General features: G+C 32.8%; 22 protein-coding genes. 12 read left to right on the plus strand and 10 right to left on the minus strand.

The genetic code is table 11. The annotated features are described in order from the left end of the window. Positions 1-25 precede the first annotated feature (25 nt). The 3 genes from BFS35_RS07580 to BFS35_RS07590 all read left to right on the plus strand — a co-directional run bounded on the left by BFS35_RS07580 (position 26) and on the right by BFS35_RS07590 (position 2,332). Positions 26-454, plus strand: a complete 429-nt coding sequence (locus BFS35_RS07580) for a VOC family protein (protein ID WP_099578808.1) — start codon at positions 26-28, stop codon at positions 452-454. A gap of 86 nt (positions 455-540) precedes the next feature. Further along, positions 541-1,494 carry a magnesium/cobalt transporter CorA gene (gene corA, locus BFS35_RS07585; protein ID WP_099578806.1) on the plus strand — a complete coding sequence of 318 codons (954 nt, stop codon included), beginning with the start codon at positions 541-543 and terminating at the stop codon, positions 1,492-1,494. 1 nt (position 1,495) lies between these two features. Further along, positions 1,496-2,332 (plus strand): hypothetical protein, encoded by an 837-nt coding sequence (locus BFS35_RS07590; protein WP_099578804.1) that lies wholly within the window; start codon positions 1,496-1,498, stop codon positions 2,330-2,332. Positions 2,333-2,408: 76 nt separating this feature from the next. Here BFS35_RS07590 and BFS35_RS07595 read toward each other — a convergent pair whose 3' ends face one another. From BFS35_RS07595 to BFS35_RS07615, 5 genes are all read right to left on the minus strand, one after another. Further along, positions 2,409-2,609, minus strand: a complete 201-nt coding sequence (locus BFS35_RS07595; protein WP_086041794.1) for a cold-shock protein — start codon at positions 2,607-2,609, stop codon at positions 2,409-2,411. 351 nt (positions 2,610-2,960) lie between these two features. Further along, the gene (locus BFS35_RS07600; RefSeq protein WP_099578802.1) at positions 2,961-3,161 is read right to left on the minus strand and encodes a cold-shock protein; all 201 of its coding nucleotides are present in this window, start codon (positions 3,159-3,161) and stop codon (positions 2,961-2,963) included. 355 nt (positions 3,162-3,516) lie between these two features. Continuing rightward, entirely contained in the window at positions 3,517-3,717 is a 201-nt protein-coding gene (locus tag BFS35_RS07605; protein WP_096077387.1) for a cold-shock protein, read from the minus strand. Positions 3,718-3,988: 271 nt separating this feature from the next. Then, a complete protein-coding gene (locus tag BFS35_RS07610) occupies positions 3,989-4,390 on the minus strand; it encodes a hypothetical protein (RefSeq protein WP_158554278.1) in 402 nt (133 codons plus the stop codon). 101 nt (positions 4,391-4,491) lie between these two features. After that, a complete protein-coding gene (locus BFS35_RS07615; protein WP_099578798.1) occupies positions 4,492-5,433 on the minus strand; it encodes a DMT family transporter in 942 nt (313 codons plus the stop codon). Positions 5,434-5,537: 104 nt separating this feature from the next. Between BFS35_RS07615 and BFS35_RS07620 the strand changes: the two genes are divergently transcribed. The 3 genes from BFS35_RS07620 (at position 5,538) to BFS35_RS07630 (ending at position 7,668) form a co-directional block, all read left to right on the plus strand. Next, positions 5,538-5,717 (plus strand): hypothetical protein, encoded by a 180-nt coding sequence (locus tag BFS35_RS07620; RefSeq protein WP_099578796.1) that lies wholly within the window; start codon positions 5,538-5,540, stop codon positions 5,715-5,717. Between the two features lie 86 nt (positions 5,718-5,803). Beyond that, positions 5,804-6,367 (plus strand): winged helix-turn-helix domain-containing protein, encoded by a 564-nt coding sequence (locus BFS35_RS07625; RefSeq protein ID WP_099578795.1) that lies wholly within the window; start codon positions 5,804-5,806, stop codon positions 6,365-6,367. Positions 6,368-6,483: 116 nt separating this feature from the next. Next, entirely contained in the window at positions 6,484-7,668 is a 1,185-nt protein-coding gene (locus BFS35_RS07630; protein ID WP_099578793.1) for an MFS transporter, read from the plus strand. Between the two features lie 7 nt (positions 7,669-7,675). Here BFS35_RS07630 and BFS35_RS07635 read toward each other — a convergent pair whose 3' ends face one another. The 5 genes from BFS35_RS07635 to BFS35_RS07655 all read right to left on the minus strand — a co-directional run bounded on the left by BFS35_RS07635 (position 7,676) and on the right by BFS35_RS07655 (position 10,503). Beyond that, complete coding sequence (locus BFS35_RS07635; RefSeq protein ID WP_099578791.1) at positions 7,676-8,914, minus strand: acetylornithine deacetylase; 1,239 nt, start codon at positions 8,912-8,914, stop codon at positions 7,676-7,678. Between the two features lie 87 nt (positions 8,915-9,001). After that, positions 9,002-9,268: a zinc ribbon domain-containing protein gene (locus BFS35_RS07640; RefSeq protein WP_099578789.1), complete on the minus strand. Its 267-nt coding sequence runs from the start codon at positions 9,266-9,268 to the stop codon at positions 9,002-9,004. Between the two features lie 11 nt (positions 9,269-9,279). Beyond that, positions 9,280-9,651 (minus strand): VOC family protein, encoded by a 372-nt coding sequence (locus tag BFS35_RS07645; protein WP_099578788.1) that lies wholly within the window; start codon positions 9,649-9,651, stop codon positions 9,280-9,282. 13 nt (positions 9,652-9,664) lie between these two features. Continuing rightward, positions 9,665-10,045: a DUF1761 domain-containing protein gene (locus tag BFS35_RS07650; protein WP_099578786.1), complete on the minus strand. Its 381-nt coding sequence runs from the start codon at positions 10,043-10,045 to the stop codon at positions 9,665-9,667. After that, on the minus strand, positions 10,045-10,503 hold the full coding sequence (locus BFS35_RS07655; RefSeq protein WP_099578784.1) for an SRPBCC family protein: 459 nt from the start codon (positions 10,501-10,503) through the stop codon (positions 10,045-10,047). The genes BFS35_RS07650 and BFS35_RS07655 overlap by 1 nt, the downstream gene beginning before the upstream one ends. A 157-nt stretch (positions 10,504-10,660) precedes the next feature. Here BFS35_RS07655 and BFS35_RS07660 point away from each other — a divergent pair, with 157 nt between their 5' ends. From BFS35_RS07660 to BFS35_RS07685, 6 genes are all read left to right on the plus strand, one after another. Further along, on the plus strand, positions 10,661-11,263 hold the full coding sequence (locus tag BFS35_RS07660) for a Type 1 glutamine amidotransferase-like domain-containing protein (protein WP_158554279.1): 603 nt from the start codon (positions 10,661-10,663) through the stop codon (positions 11,261-11,263). 82 nt (positions 11,264-11,345) lie between these two features. Further along, a complete protein-coding gene (locus BFS35_RS07665; protein ID WP_331466719.1) occupies positions 11,346-11,783 on the plus strand; it encodes a glyoxalase/bleomycin resistance/extradiol dioxygenase family protein in 438 nt (145 codons plus the stop codon). Positions 11,784-12,098: 315 nt separating this feature from the next. After that, a complete protein-coding gene (locus tag BFS35_RS07670; protein WP_158554280.1) occupies positions 12,099-12,974 on the plus strand; it encodes an ABC transporter ATP-binding protein in 876 nt (291 codons plus the stop codon). Then, positions 12,961-13,698, plus strand: a complete 738-nt coding sequence (locus tag BFS35_RS07675; protein ID WP_099578778.1) for an ABC transporter permease — start codon at positions 12,961-12,963, stop codon at positions 13,696-13,698. Before BFS35_RS07670 ends, BFS35_RS07675 begins: the two co-directional genes overlap by 14 nt. Continuing rightward, positions 13,699-14,769 carry a sensor histidine kinase gene (locus tag BFS35_RS07680; protein ID WP_099578776.1) on the plus strand — a complete coding sequence of 357 codons (1,071 nt, stop codon included), beginning with the start codon at positions 13,699-13,701 and terminating at the stop codon, positions 14,767-14,769. Then, positions 14,763-15,362: a response regulator transcription factor gene (locus BFS35_RS07685; protein ID WP_099578775.1), complete on the plus strand. Its 600-nt coding sequence runs from the start codon at positions 14,763-14,765 to the stop codon at positions 15,360-15,362. Before BFS35_RS07680 ends, BFS35_RS07685 begins: the two co-directional genes overlap by 7 nt. Positions 15,363-15,385 lie beyond the last annotated feature (23 nt).

The raw sequence follows: 15,385 nt of genomic DNA on the forward strand, positions 1-15,385 counted from the left end.
TACAATATACATTTGGAGGTCTATCATGACAGAATTAATTCCTTACTTAGCGTTTGAAAGTGCAAAAGAAGCGCTAGCATATTATGAAGAAGTATTTGGAGCAACAGACGTTAACAGATTACCAGTAGGAAAAGAGCAGGCAGGACAATTTGGTGTAGACCCGGAACAAGCTGAAGAAATGACAATGCATTCTGAATTTAAAGTAGCGGGACATAAATTATATGCAGCAGATAGATTTGGTAAAGCTGGAGATTTCAATAATAGCATGACATTATCTTTAAACTGGGACAAATCAAATGCTGAAGATACTGCAGCAATGACTGAACTATTCAATAAAGTAGCAGGGCACAATGAGACTAAAGTGCATATGCCGATTGAAGAGCAATTCTGGGGCGGTGTGATGGGTGCATTAGATGATAAATACGGTGTACACTGGATGTTTAACGGAAACTAAAATAAAAAATTAATCAGACCAAAGTTAAAATAGCTTTGGTCTTTTTATATGCTATTAAAGTATAATGATGTGTGAGGGGGGAGAGTATGGCATTAAGTATTTTGTATCATGACGATAATAAACTAAAACGTGTTAATACAATAGATGATTTACCAAAAGATGCAACCTTCATTTGGTTTGACTTTGAAGGGGCGAATGAAGAAGAGAGTGAACTTTTTAAACAACATTTTGACATTAATGGATTAACGATAGAAGATGTAATACACAGTAATTCCAGACCGAAATATAAAAATTATAATTCATATGAGTATTTAGTATTCCAGAAGTTTGAACGCGATACATATGAAGCAGAAACGATTAATGTGCTCCTGAAAGATAATGTTTTTATTACCTATCATGATGAAGATATTGAAGCAACAGATGAAATAGATGCTTTAGCGAAAGAATTAGAAGAAGAAGCACCAAGTAATTTGACACCAAAAGTAGCAGCAATGATGTTGCTTGATAAAATAGTAGATTTCTATACGGAAACTGTAGAATCGATAGAAGATAATGTGCTTAGTTTTGAAAAAAGACATTCTAAAGATAAGAAGCAACATTATATAATGGATGATATCTTTGACTTAAGAGCAAAATTGATTCGTATTAAAGGCATTATCGTACCGATGAGTGAACTGGTGGATGAATTAGAACGTGATCAGCATATTATAGAAACAGAACACGATCATTATTATATTCACCATATTCAGGACCATATGATTAAGCAGAAGAATATTATAAAAAATTCGCAGGAACTCACGGATGAAATAAGAAATAACTATGAATCGTATAACAACTATAAAATGAACCGTGTAATGCAGATGCTAACCCTCGTATCAACTGTATTTCTGCCATTGACATTGATTGCAGGAATTTACGGGATGAACTTTGAGTACATGCCGGAACTGAAATGGAAGTATGGATACTTTACAGTACTGATCGTAATGGCGTTATTATTAGTTGTAAGTATGGTGTATTTTAAAAAGAAGAAGTGGTATTAACATGTTAGGATTATTTAAAAAGAAAAAAACAAAACCAGAAGTAGATGAATCTAGAATTGATTTAAATATTAGAAAAGAATTAGAGAAGACATTTATAAAAAAACATGTGATGAATGCAAAAGCTGTGAATGCCATTGTAAATATCTTTAGGAAATATCCGCAAGAAATAATAATTTTTGATATTATTGATATGAAATCTAGAAAATTTAATGAAATAGAAGTTAAGAAATTATCATACATTGAATCTATTAATTATCCAGGTATCTTTCTTATTATTTATAACTCAGAATATCAACCACTCATTTATTGGCATGTTCTTAGTGGGAATATGTATATTCATCCTCAATTCAATGAAATTGAAATTGTTGAAGATAATTTTAAGCTTACTGAGAATTATTACTGGGACATGCTTAGGGAAGATGCTAAATCATCATTATATTTTGTAGATACACCTCTTAGAGGCTATAAAACGATAGAATGGTCATTAGAATATGATGCATTAGAATTTGAAGAAATAATAGAAACATTCAATGTTACTGGGATAATGTTCGAAAGTGGTTTAGATAATATGGAAGCAATACTCGAACAATTTAACATAAAATATGAATTGGATAATCATTTTGTTATTATAAATCATAAAGTACGAGCTGAATTTCTAAAGAAAATTTATAATGAAATCTTTAATCATGGTGATCATGGTGGCTTATTAATATTTGTAGATATGATGGAGCCAATTACAAAGGAAATGATTAGTGACAATCGTGTTGTAATCAATAATAACAAAGTCATTATTCCTGTAAATGACATAGATGATTCTATATATTTCTTTAATTTTTAACACATCCAATAGGGTGTGTTTTAATTTTATGCAAAAAAAATAAGCCCCTTGAGGGCTTATTTTTCAACATTAAATATTATAATTTAACGATGTTAGCAGCTTGAGGTCCACGTTGACCTTCTTCGATATTGAATTCAACTGCTTGACCTTCTTCTAAAGTTTTGTAACCGTCTCCTTCGATAGCACTGAAGTGAGCGAATACGTCGTCTCCACCTTCAACTTCGATGAATCCGAAACCTTTTTCTGCGTTAAACCATTTAACTGTACCTTGTGTCATAATAATGACCTCCAAATATTTATTAAATAATATCTAATGTTTTACATAAGAAAACTTCACATATTTCAAAAAGCAAACCCTTAACACGATTACTTTTTGTAATATGTGAAGTCCTTACGTTTCTTGCATATGTTCGATATATTTGAATTAAGTATATAATAGATATGATCTTTTGTCAATGCAAACAATGCATGAGAAATATATATACATGCTCAGAACATGATAGGTAAGGGATATAATGGTCAAAAAAGTTTTTTGGATTTATTTTTAAGTAATGAATTTCTGGAAAATAATAAGTAGAAAGCACAAAAAAAATAAGCCCCTTGAGGGCTTATTTCTTCACATTAAATATTATAATTTAACGATGTTAGCAGCTTGAGGTCCACGTTGACCTTCTTCGATATCGAATTCAACTGCTTGACCTTCTTCTAAAGATTTATAACCTTCACCTTGAATAGCGCTGAAGTGAGCGAATACGTCGTCTCCGCCTTCAACTTCGATGAATCCAAAACCTTTTTCTGCGTTAAACCATTTAACTGTACCTTGTGTCATAATAATGACCTCCAATAAATTATTAAATAATATCTAATGTTTCTCCTACAAAGAAAAATTCACATATTACAAAAAGTCTCGACTTAACACGATTACTTTTTGTAATATGTGAAGAAGCTTTGTTTGTTGCATATGTCCGATATATTTGACTTAAGTATATAACGGATCGGTTAATAAGTCAAACGTGTGTTCTTGCGATTTGGTCTTAATATCTCGTAAAAGTGCGTAGGTATCAGTCAAATTGAGTGAAATATTTATTTTTATATTGCCTAATTGGATCAATAATAGCTGTAAAAATGAAATTATAGATAAAAAAAAATAAGCCCCTTGAGGGCTTATCTTTCAACATTAAATATTATAATTTAACGATGTTAGCAGCTTGAGGTCCACGTTGACCTTCTTCGATATCGAATTCAACTGCTTGTCCTTCTTCTAAAGTTTTGTAACCTTCACCTTGAATAGCGCTGAAGTGAGCGAATACGTCGTCTCCACCTTCAACTTCGATGAATCCAAAACCTTTTTCTGCGTTAAACCATTTAACTGTACCTTGTGCCATAATATAATGACCTCCAATAAATTATTAAATAATATCTAATGTTTTACAAAGAAAACACTTCACATATTACAAAAAGTGTTGTCTTACATTATTACTCTTTGTAATGATGTGAAGAGCCTTAATTTCTTGCATATGTACGATAATATTTGAATTTATTATATAATGATTCATCACAATTGTCTAGTATTTATAGTCACTTTAATACAATATGAGTAAAATAAGAATTTATTTTACGTGTATTGAGGCATATATTAGGAGAATTGAAATAGTCTTATTGTACCAGGTGGTGCTGTAAATATTCGATAAATTGAATGAAACCATGTTTCTCAACAGTCATATCGTATGCATTATCAGCGCGGTGAGCAGAATCATGATTTTCTAATAAAGCTTTTAAGTGAATCGTAATATCGATAGTCTTTTCATGGATATTCTTGATATCAATGTATAATGATGGTTCTACAAAATGATATTTACCTGTGTTCAATAATTGAAGGTGACTGAGTATAATCAGATCTTCTTCATATAATATATGTTTAAATAGTAAGTTGCTATGGTCATTAATAAAAGCAATTTCAAATTTCACTACTTTTGGATCATGTTCAATGCTGTATACTTTATAAATCATAGATGTACTATTATTGATATCCATTAACGGAAGCGTGTTATTCATCATGATCACCTCGATACAATTATAGCAAAATATGTAATATAAATGAAAATGATTTTATAGTGTATATATATGAAAATTTCTTAACTTTAATACTGAAATTATCTTTAAAAAAGTCTGATCATCACTACAGCACATACTAATAAACCTAATCCTAACATTTGAACACGCGTGATTGGGACTTTTTTGGCGCCGAGTAAACCGAACATATCAATCAATACACTGCATAAAATTTGGCCGAATAAACAGATAACAACAACAAGTCCAGTTCCGATGATTGGTACAAGATAAGCCATGATTAAAACGAAGAATGCACCGAGAATACCGCCACACCAAATCCATTTCGGTTTATCATTACCCAGTGCTAATTTAAAGTTAGCGAGTTGTCTATAAACCACTGCAACGATGAGGAATAAAATCGTCGTACCAACAAGGAATGATATGAAAGCTGCATGAATTGCTGAATCAAGTAAACCGCCTAAATGTCCATTAATAGCGGACTGACTGGCCATAAGCATACCTGCTACAATCCCTAAAATTTGAAACGGCAATTTATTGCCAACTTCAGTTGGGACATTTGAGTTATGTTGTTTCTTTCTCAAATAATCAGGTAAAACGATAACACATATGACGCCAAGAATTAAAATGATAATGCCGATGAATCTAAGCAATGTAAAACTTTTCTCTGGAGAGAAGAACAATCCAAAGTGATCGATTAACATACTCATCATAATCTGACCCATAATTGGTAGAACGACAGTCTGTACACCACCAAGTTTAGGGAATAACAGTATGTTAGTAGTTAAGCCGATGACACCTAATAAACCACCAATCCATATCCAGAAAGGATTATCCTGGAATGTGGAAAAAGGTATTAGCACACTGTGCTTTGTAGCAAGTGTCATTATCAGTAAAAAGATCGTTCCAACTAAAAATGAAATAAATGATGCCATAAAAGGGGATAAAACGTATGTACGTAACCTTGAATTAACAGCTGTCTGAATTGGCATCATCAGACCGATTGCAAAGGCTAACAGAATATAAATCATAACAACACTCCTATGTATTAATAAAATTATAATACATGATTTATGTGTAAATAACATAATGAAGGGTATTAATAATTTCAGTTAAGCAATTGTTGGAGGTTACGATGGAATATAGAAGATCAGAAAGTACATATATAGAAAGTGCTGGACAAGATATTGACGGAAAAAAGGAAATAAACAATTCATACAATCCAATTAATGTATTAATACATATATTAGATACAAAAGTTTTTAGAGTGATGTTGATTCTAACATTGATTATGTTATTTTATTTCTATCATTAAAAGTTCTAATCTCAATTAGAGCTTTTATTTTTTTATTCATTTTTATGTTAAAATTATTTTAAACGATAAAAACTGTAGGTGACGAAATGGGCAATGAATTACTGAAAATATTAATCGATGAAAAAGCAAATCAAATCATTCAGCTGACAAGAGATAAAGCGATGACAACGAAAGAAATTGCAAAAGCTTTAGATGTAAAGACATCAAATCTGTATTATCCTATTAAGAAACTGATGGAAGTTGAAGCGTTAAAAATAGTTGAAGAAAGACAAATCAAGAATATGACTGAATATTATTATTCAAGTGAACACTTAAATAAATCACCAATTAATTTTGATTTTCCAGCAATAAAAGAAAACTTCGATACAATATTAGCGTTTTACACATTAGAAGTTCAAAAAGTATTCGATGCACTCAAACGAGATGCTGATGAGTATGGTAAATTGACTGATGAAGAATTAAAGAAGATTGAGACACCAAACAGTGCTCAAATGTCTAATTTAGAAGTGCAATTACCATATGAACAATGGATGGAATTAATGAATGAAATGAGAGCTTTAAGTCAAAAGTATGAAGAAAAGTATAAAGATTTAGATCATAAAAATGTGTATCAAATTCAACTGTCATCATATAAAGATGAAACTGAGTAGAGTAGCAGAAGCTGCTCTATTTTTTTGTATGGAAAAATTGTCTGATAATTTTTATTGACTTATTTATTTTTATCAGTAAAATATATTTTAACGATAAAAATAATAGGAGGGATAATATGTCGAACAAAAATTACCTATTAACGGGAAGGCTCATTTCAGCGTTAGGTGATTCAATGTATTCAGTTGCAATTATGTGGTATATCTTTGATGTGACAAAAGATGCTTTTATTACGAGTGTTACTTCAGCAATTATCTTTACACCAGGTATTCTTTCTGCTTTTGCTGGCCCGGTAATTGATCACTTCAATCGCAAGAAGATGATGCTAATCGCACAAATCATGCAACTATTTATTATGATTTTTATTGCAGTGATGTTCTATTTGAATCTTATGCCTATAAGTGTTTTATTGTTCAGTCTGTTCATTTTAGGATTAATTGAAGTAGTAGAAGGTAATGCAGAAAGTGCATTGTCTCCTTTGGTGATGGAAGAAGATGAACTTATTGGATATAACAGTTTTGTAAGTACAGGTTCAACGATTATAGGTGTCATTGCCAAATTAATAACAGTTTGGCTAGTCATGAAAGCTGGTATAGAAAGTGTTTATTTTCTAAATGCAGCGACATTCTTCTTTGCTGTGCTCTTCTTCTACAAGATTAAATACAACCATATTGATAACGGCGTATTTAATACTGAGATTTACAAAAATTCTATATCTGATGGATGGAAATATTTCGTAGGTAATAAATTATTTTTATTTACTTTGCCTGCTATGATCGCAAACTTTACAGGTAGTATGACCAATGCGATATTGCCGGCATTTACTTATAGTAGAGGTGGAGATTATGCATATGGCTATTATTTAACGGCTAGTGTTGTCTTTGCTTTGATAGGTTCACTCATTACTCCTAAATTTAAAGATGTTGATATTAACAAGATTCTAATGATTTCTCCATTGGTATCTGGTGTATGTATGATACTTACAGCGGTTGCTCCAAACTATTATGTGTCAATTTTCTTTTATGGTCTAATGACTTTACCGATTATGGTGCTCAATATCAGTATGTTTACTTATATTCAGAAGATGGTTGATAACAAAGTGTTAGCACGTGTAGGCACTATAATGAATGCACTATGTATGGTAGCGATGCCTGTTGGATCATTGCTTGGAGGCGTTGTGGCAAAACAATTTGGTGTAGATGTGCCTATTTATATTTCAGGCATAGGATTTATGAGTTTAACAGCAGTGTTTCTGCTATTACAGCGTAAAGGTGGAAAGATTGATATACAAAAAACCGTCTAAGTTATACTCAGACGGTCTTTGCTTTTGGTGACTGATACCATTCTTTAAGAAATGCATACAATACCTGAGAGAATTGTTCTAACTCTGTTGCACTAATTCTTTCGTCTACACTATGTGCTTCAGATAATTGGCCAGGTCCATAAAGAATCGTTGGTATACCGAAGTCTGCTAACCATCCACCATCTGTAACAGTTGAGCTCATTTCGTGTTTCAGAGGTGTATTGAATACTGATTGATGAGATGTCGCTAGCAGTTCGAACCCTGGATGATCTGTTGGTACTGTAAAACTTGGGAAGATTTCGCCTTTATCTTCAATCATTGAAGTGCCGCCCCACTCAAAAGAAAGCGGATTTTCTCTTAACCATATATCAGCATCGGCTACTTTATTTAAATAAACTTCTATTTCTTTCGTAATATCATGATAATTTTCTTCTGGTAAATAATGAACCGTAATCCAGAGTTTACATTCATCTGCAATAAAGGCTGGATGTCTGCCACCTTCAATGACAGCTGGGTTAATCGTATTTGCACCTGCAAGCATTCCAGGACTTGATTTCATTACTGCCCAGTGCTGTTCAAGTTCTCTTAAAGCGGTGATCACTTTCATCATTTTTTCGATTGCACTTGCTCCAAACAATCCACCACCTGCATGGATGGTATTCATTCTTGCTCCATCGTGAATGGTATTATTGCTTTTAACAGTAATCCATCCTGTAATAACGCCACCTTGACCTTGTGCAACACAGTTACTTGTGTCTAATACCAGTGCTAAATCAGCTTTAGGAGAATGTTCGCAGGCAGTTTTTGTCCCGGCTTCTCCAACTTCTTCACCGACGACTGAATGAACGATAATGTCTCCTTTAGGTTGAATATTTTTGTGTGACAGTCTTTCCAACACATAAAATAATGCACTCATGCCACCTTTCATATCACTGACGCCACGTCCATATAACCAGTCATCAACTTGAGTGAGCTTAAATGGGGGATATGTCCATTCTGCTTCGCTTACTTCAGCAACATCCACATGTCCGTTTAATATTAATTTTGGAGCATTTGCATCCGTACCTTTTAATGTTGCTACGATTACAGAATCATTTTTATACAGTGGAATTCTTTCGATGTGAAAGTTAAGATTTTTTAGTAGCTGTTCGATTTCATTTTGTAACGGATCTGTATTTCTTGCGGGAGGACTTTCAGTATTATAACTGATTAATAAATCGAGTATGTCGTAAAGTCGGTTGTTCAAATCAATCACTCCTTCATCGTGTTGATTTAAGTATAACAACGAATAGGATGAATTTGGAAATGAAAAGGGGATGTCCGAAGACATCCCTTATTTCCATCGTTCTAATTTCTTCAATTGCATCGGATAGAAAGCTTTCATCATAAATTTAGCAACTGGATTCCCTTTGCCATTTGAAATACCTTGCTTACCGCGTTCAAGCATTTCTTCCATCGTAATATCAGGATCAATATACTTTCCGTCTTTATAACAATAATTACAATACTTAGAGCTTAAGCTCCCATCAACTTCTGTACCACGAACATCTTCACCGTGCAGATTAAGTGGCATACCACAACTTTGACAAAATTTCTCCATATGAACGCTCCTTATACATGTTGATCAAATAATACTGTATTACCGTCTAAATCTTTTACCATAAAATATCCTGGGCCAGATTCGTTCTCAGCTGTTAACGGTGTGATGAAATCATAACCTGCTGCCTCTAATTTAGCTGCGATTTCACGTACATCTGTACCAGCAATTTCCTGACCTTTCTCATTCCATTTCGGATTAAACGTCATCATAAACACTTCAAACATTCCTTGAAATAATCCGATACGTGCTGCACCATTACTTAACACAACCCAGTTTTGCGTAATGTCGCCACTGACTTGTTCAAAGCCTAATGTTTGATAAAACTTAATTGATGCATGAATATCCTTTACCGGTAAACTTACAGAAAAATTGCCTAATTCCATCAATCTTCACTCCTTATCCAAAATAGTATGCTGCTAATGTCATGATCATAATACAAATCAGTTTGTAACTTTCATTAATTGCGATTAATTTAAAGGATTTCATTTCAAAGAAATAGTTTTTAAGCGCTGAAAAGATAGAAATAATTGCAATCGTAAATCCAGCACAGAAAATATTTAAATCTGTATGCGACAATAAGAAAAAGACGAGTAGTGATACAAGAATTTCTACTACAAAACCTGTAATCATTTGAGGTGTACCACTACCTGCTGCTTTGATTTGTTCATCTGAAATGCCGACTTCTCGTTGCCATAACTTACCGAATAATACGGTATACCAAAGTGCGCCTATCATAAAGGCTAATGCTCCGGCAATAATTGCTGCTAATATACTCATTAATTGTACTCCTTCATTGCTTCTACTTTTACGCGCTGCATAAAATCATCAACAACTTTTTGATTTTGCTTTTTTGGCATTAATTTAAGCATCGCTTTTCCAGCAAAGTTGACTCCTTTATTCGAACCGCTGTAAATGAAACGTGTTTCGTTCTCTGAAATCTTTTCTAATACATAATCAGCTTCAATATCAAACATCTTAGCAAGTTGAAATCCAGACTTATTATGCTTACGAGTAGGTGTATCCTCATGTTCTAAATCAGTGACTATATACTTCATCACTTTGTTGCCTTCTTTGTATGATTGCTCATACGTCGAACCAACAACACCAGGTTTCTTTTCTAACACTTTCATTTCGACCACTTGAGGCATAATGCGTTGAATATTCTCTAAATCAAATAAAGACCATACTTTCTCGATATTCACAGGTAATATCATTTCTTCTTTCCATGTGAGCATAAGTAACCTCCAAAAGTTTATTCAATTTAATCTTAAACGATATTTTATAAATTAGCTAAAGTAAAGTGAGAAAATACACCGATAGGAATGATTACGGTTAGATTTGAATGGAAAAATTCAGAAGTATAAATTATATTTTAGAAAAGGAGGGATGACCATGACTGTTTTAATATCAGGTGGGGGAACGAAAGAAAGTAATATTATTGTTAATCAATATTTTGCTGATTTAATTAATAATGCCTCTGTATTGTATTTCCCAAATGCAGGTGATGAAACAATCAGGACTTATCAAGAAAGCTATAAGTATGTTAAAGATATGTTTGAAAGTGTAGGGATTCACAACATCGATCTATGCGTTGATTTCAATCAAATCACAGAAGAAATATTGGACAAATATGATGCCATATATATTAGCGGTGGATCCATATCTAAGTTAGTTGGTGAAATGAGAACAGCAGATATCGTAGATTTAATTACTAATTTTGAGAAAGAAAATGTGATTTACGGACAAAGTGCCGGGGGAATATCATTAGGTAAAGATGTATCATATTTTGAAGAAGCAAAGGAGACTAAACCATTAGGATTAATTGACTATGCGATTACCTGTCATTATAAAGATGAATATTATGAGCGTGTATTTAAAGGAACTAAAATAAATACATATTGCATTCGTGATAATGAAGCAGTACTTTTTGATGGAGATGATGTTAAATTCATCAATGGAATTTCATTATATATAGAAAGAAATAATTTTGAATAAATTTTACTTAAATCATATATCCGATTATACTAAAAGCGTGATTTAAAATTGTACAAAATATAAAACTAAAGGGGATTACAACATGATTAAAGCGGTTCAGTATTTCAATTTCCACAATTCATTAGAAGTGTTAGATTTTTACGAGAAGCATTTAGGTGCAAAGATTATTAATAAGACGATGGGCGATGATGAAATTTTTAGAGATATGCCTGAAGAGTACAAAATGCCTGAAGAAGTTGCAAAACAGTTTGTAATGAATGCTGAATTTGAGATTTTAGGACAACGTTTTATGATTAGTGATTCTTGGGGACAACGTGAAGTGAACAATGAAGGTACATCAGTTTGTTTCACATTTGATGGTAACGATGAAGAAGATGTTAAGCAAGCAACAGATTTCTACCATAAAGCGATTGAAGCGGGTTGCAAAGAAGCGATGCCACTTGGTCAAACAGAATGGTCTAAATTATATGGTTACTTTAATGATCCATTCGGTGTAACTTGGATGATTAACGCTTGTTAAATATATGGAATACTTTCTCCGTTTGGAGAAAGTATTTTTTTGTGAATATTTATCGGCCAAGAAATCCAAAAAAATGACCAAATCCCAAAATGATGGCCGATAAATCAAAAATATCGGCCAAGAAAACTGGAAAAATGGCCAAATCCCAAAATGATGGCCGATAAATCGAAAATATCGGCCAAGAAATCCTCAACAATACAACGCTTTACATCCTCTTCATCATCTATATGACAAATGTCATCTCAATTTCATGACGTATGTGAATTATCATAGAATGCTCTTTCCTGTTTAATGGAGATAAGGAGGGAGATAACCATGATTACGATTCACAACCTAAGTAAAGATATCGGTAAGAAACATATTTTAAAGCATATCAATCTAACGATTAATAAAGGCGATACAATCGCATTAGTTGGTCCGAATGGCGCAGGTAAATCAACGTTAATTGATTGTTTGTTAGGTAATAAGAAATTAACCTCAGGTGATATTGATGGCCAGCAATTGATGTTGGATCACACAAAAACAAATGTTTTATATCAACAAACATACTTTACACCGAATATGAAGGTATATCAGATCATTGAACTTTTTCAGAATCTTTATCCGAATGCTTTGACCAAAGAAGAGATAAAAGCCATTACATTATTTGATGACACAATATTAAACGCTGAAGCAGAGAAAATATCAGGCGGTCAAAAGCGTATTTTAGATGTGGCACTAACTTTAATCGGACGTCCGGAGTTTATTATTTTAGATGAACCGACTGTCGGAATGGACACTTCAACACGCAGAAGATTTTATGATTTGATCAAAACGTTGAAAGCAGAAGGTAAAACGATATTATTTACATCGCACTACATAGAAGAAGTTGAAAGCTTATCTGATCGTATTGTTGTTCTGCACAAAGGTGAAATTATACGTGACTCAACACCGCGTGCGCTAAGAGAAGAATCCACTCAGAAACAAATCGTATTACCGAGGAAATATGTGAATGTCATAAAACAAATTTCTGATATTGCATCCTCAAAAATTGAGGGTGAATACATTATGATTCATACTTCTCAAATTGATGAGGTGATTAAAATATTGATAAACAGCGCTATTAGTTTCGAACATGTTGAGATTACAAATGAATCACTACTAGATCGAGTATTTAAAGTTGTGGAGGAGGAGCGTCATGAGACAGTATAAAGCGATGTTGAAATATGAAATGATAGATTTAAGTCAACGTAAGAGTGTTTTTATATTATCTACGTTGCTCCCAGTGATTTTTTTCTTAGTATTTTCTTCTATGATGAAGATGCCGGACAAAAATATTCAACAATACTTTGTGCGCGATTATATGTTATCTATGACGACGTTCAGTCTGACAAGCTTTGCGATATTTACTTTTCCATTAGAGATGATCAATGACAAAGAGAAAGGTTGGAGTAGAGCATTATTTCGCACCCCGCTCAATCCATTATATTATTATTTATGCAAAGTGATAAAAATATTGATGATGTATATGTTATCGATTTTAATCGTATTTTTAGTAGGACATTTCGTTAAAGGTGTTACTATGTCTACGACAGAATGGTTAGTGTGTTACGCAGGACTTTTGTTTGGGGGCATTATATTCCTGACACTGGGTATTTTGCTGTCGCAATTTAAAGATGCACAGAAAGTAAGTACTTTCGGTAATATTCTGTATTTAGGATTAGCAATGCTGGGCGGACTGTGGTTTCCAGTAAGGACATTTCCAGAGTGGCTGCAATCAATTGCCAAATTAACGCCAACATATAACTTTAAAAATATTGCAGCCGGACAATTCGATAAAAGTTATCCTTTTGAATCAATTGGTATTTTACTAATATATGCTGTCATATTTATAATGGTAAGTATATGGATGAGAAGGAGATCGGAAGTGATTTAATTGAACTGGCTATATAATAAAATATTACAATACGGAACATCTTTAATATTTATAATATTTCCTATAACAGAAATGCTCAGTACAGAAGAAATAAGCTGGCAATTATTCAAATTGTTCTTTATTCTACTGTATATTTTTTCGGCAGTATTTATGATGAGTAACAATACAAGTAAATATATGCATATTGTAATTGGATGTTTACTTGCTTCTATTACAGTATTTATTCATTTTTGCAATTTCGGTAACATATTATTCTATTTATTTCCTATCTCGTATATCCCATATGTACTTGGAAAAAGAGTGAATTCTCTGTATGGGAAAATAACGCTCGGTAGTTTCGTGCTCAACTATATTGCAATTTGTGTGCAAGACTATGCGTATGGTTTGGAACTCATTCCTCATTTTTTCTTTGTATTGATGATGGCCGTTTCTATGGATTATTTTGCAGACCATTCTCGTAAAATCTATGAACTAAACATTAAGAATGAAAAGCTTGCGTTGCTTTCTACCCAAATTGAACGTAATCGTATTTCTCAGGATTTACATGATTCGCTCGGCCAGGTATTTAGTACATTGGCAGTTAAATCTGAACTTGCGTTGAAATTAATTGAGAAATATCCTGATATGGCAAAAGATGAATTACAGGAAATTCACTCGCTATCACAAGCATCTTTATATAAAGTAAGATCAATCATTGAAGATATTAAATCAACTACAATTCAGGATGAAGTAACACAAGTTGAGAAAATATTAAGTGATGCAAATATTGAATTTGAGAGGCATGTTCATTACGAAGCGGTGGATGAAATTCAACAACATGAAATAAGTATGTTGATTAAAGAATTGATTAATAATGTGATTAAACACAGCGAAGCAACGAAAGTTCAACTACTAATTGATCAAGTTGATAATGTATTAAACCTATCATTGATTGATAATGGTAAAGGGTTATCAAATAATTTAAGTTTAAAAAGTATCGAAGCACGTGTAAAAGCGATGGAAGGTATCGTAAAAACAAAAAACTTAAATCCAGGACTTGCCGTGCATGTCACAGTAGAGGTGAAATCATGAAATTACTACATGCAGAAGATCAAAGTATGTTACGCGAAGCAATGAAGAAACTATTGCTGATTAGTGGGACGTTTGACGAAATTGTAAGTGTTTCTAATGGTGCAGAAGCTATAGATGCTATCGATGAAACATTTGACATTGCGTTACTTGATATTGAAATGCCTGGGCAGAGTGGATTAGAAGTTCTTGCTTATATTCGAGAACAAGCATTAGATGTAAAAGTAATTATAGTTACAACATTCAAACGTCCTGGTTATTTTGAACGCGCTGTAAATTTAGATGTTGATGCATATGTATTAAAAGAACGTTCAGTTGACGAACTTACAAAGACAATCCATTCTGTAATGCAAGGAAGAAAAGAATATAGTCCGGAACTACTTCCGTTAATGCTCACTAAAAATCCATTAACTGATAAAGAGGAGGATATATTAAAGTTGATAGGAGAAGGGTTAACGAGTAAAGAAATCAGTCAAAAGTTATTTTTGAGTGACGGTACTGTACGTAATTATACAAGCATTATTTTAGAAAAACTTGGAGCAGATAACAGGGTACTTGCATGGAAGATGGCAAAGGAATTAGGATTTATAGACTGAAGACTGCAAAAATGCAGACTTCT

This window comes from Macrococcoides goetzii (assembly GCF_002742385.2).
Taxonomy (GTDB): Bacteria; Bacillota; Bacilli; order Staphylococcales; family Staphylococcaceae; genus Macrococcoides; species Macrococcoides goetzii.

Coding starts and splice junctions, on each gene's coding strand:
- BFS35_RS07580 (WP_099578808.1), top strand. CDS start 26: ATGACAGAATTAATTCCTTACTTAGCGTTTGAAAGTGCAAAAGAAGCG.
- corA (WP_099578806.1), top strand. CDS start 541: ATGGCATTAAGTATTTTGTATCATGACGATAATAAACTAAAACGTGTT.
- BFS35_RS07590 (WP_099578804.1), top strand. CDS start 1,496: ATGTTAGGATTATTTAAAAAGAAAAAAACAAAACCAGAAGTAGATGAA.
- BFS35_RS07595 (WP_086041794.1), bottom strand. CDS start 2,609: ATGACACAAGGTACAGTTAAATGGTTTAACGCAGAAAAAGGTTTCGGA.
- BFS35_RS07600 (WP_099578802.1), bottom strand. CDS start 3,161: ATGACACAAGGTACAGTTAAATGGTTTAACGCAGAAAAAGGTTTTGGA.
- BFS35_RS07605 (WP_096077387.1), bottom strand. CDS start 3,717: ATGGCACAAGGTACAGTTAAATGGTTTAACGCAGAAAAAGGTTTTGGA.
- BFS35_RS07610 (WP_158554278.1), bottom strand. CDS start 4,390: ATGATGAATAACACGCTTCCGTTAATGGATATCAATAATAGTACATCT.
- BFS35_RS07615 (WP_099578798.1), bottom strand. CDS start 5,433: ATGATTTATATTCTGTTAGCCTTTGCAATCGGTCTGATGATGCCAATT.
- BFS35_RS07620 (WP_099578796.1), top strand. CDS start 5,538: ATGGAATATAGAAGATCAGAAAGTACATATATAGAAAGTGCTGGACAA.
- BFS35_RS07625 (WP_099578795.1), top strand. CDS start 5,804: ATGGGCAATGAATTACTGAAAATATTAATCGATGAAAAAGCAAATCAA.
- BFS35_RS07630 (WP_099578793.1), top strand. CDS start 6,484: ATGTCGAACAAAAATTACCTATTAACGGGAAGGCTCATTTCAGCGTTA.
- BFS35_RS07640 (WP_099578789.1), bottom strand. CDS start 9,268: ATGGAGAAATTTTGTCAAAGTTGTGGTATGCCACTTAATCTGCACGGT.
- BFS35_RS07645 (WP_099578788.1), bottom strand. CDS start 9,651: ATGGAATTAGGCAATTTTTCTGTAAGTTTACCGGTAAAGGATATTCAT.
- BFS35_RS07650 (WP_099578786.1), bottom strand. CDS start 10,045: ATGAGTATATTAGCAGCAATTATTGCCGGAGCATTAGCCTTTATGATA.
- BFS35_RS07655 (WP_099578784.1), bottom strand. CDS start 10,503: ATGCTCACATGGAAAGAAGAAATGATATTACCTGTGAATATCGAGAAA.
- BFS35_RS07660 (WP_158554279.1), top strand. CDS start 10,661: ATGACTGTTTTAATATCAGGTGGGGGAACGAAAGAAAGTAATATTATT.
- BFS35_RS07665 (WP_331466719.1), top strand. CDS start 11,346: ATGATTAAAGCGGTTCAGTATTTCAATTTCCACAATTCATTAGAAGTG.
- BFS35_RS07670 (WP_158554280.1), top strand. CDS start 12,099: ATGATTACGATTCACAACCTAAGTAAAGATATCGGTAAGAAACATATT.
- BFS35_RS07675 (WP_099578778.1), top strand. CDS start 12,961: ATGAGACAGTATAAAGCGATGTTGAAATATGAAATGATAGATTTAAGT.